This is a genomic window from Paraburkholderia sp. SIMBA_053, assembly GCF_046534895.1.
In the GTDB taxonomy this organism is placed as follows: Bacteria; Pseudomonadota; Gammaproteobacteria; order Burkholderiales; family Burkholderiaceae; genus Paraburkholderia; species Paraburkholderia caledonica.
Genome location: NZ_JAWRXU010000194.1, coordinates 1 through 378 on the forward strand (window position 1 = coordinate 1; position 378 = coordinate 378).

1 protein-coding gene is annotated in these 378 nt (G+C 54.0%); it reads right to left on the bottom strand.

Annotated elements, in window-relative coordinates; translation table 11 throughout:
* On the bottom strand, window positions 1-305 hold a 305-nt coding region (locus tag SB753_RS35240), incomplete at its 3' end, for a catalase (RefSeq protein WP_410804689.1).
* Between the last annotated feature and the right edge of the window lie 73 nt (window positions 306-378).

A 378-nucleotide genomic window follows, 5' to 3' on the forward strand; every position in this document is an offset into this window, starting at 1 on the left:
GCCGCACCACGCTCGCCGGCCACAGTGGAAAACCGCAGAAATACCGGCGTTTGCTTACCAACCTGGCTGAATAACGCAGCCCGGCTGTAAGCACTGATATCGCCAGTCACAGTAAAGGTGCCATAGGCACCCGCGCCCTTTGCGTGCATGCGCCGCTCAGGTATAACTTCCCTGTCAAAATGGGCCAGTTTTTCAATTAGCCAGATATCTTCCAGTAAAGCCGGGCCACGGGCACCGGCGGTACGAATATTCGTATTGTCAGCTACCGGCGCACCGTTAGCATGAGTCAGTTTAAGTGTTGTCATGTTGATTACCTATAAAGCTCAACCACCAAGCCACGGCTAAATAGTTCAGGATGCTGTCACCGCCTTGCCCGTC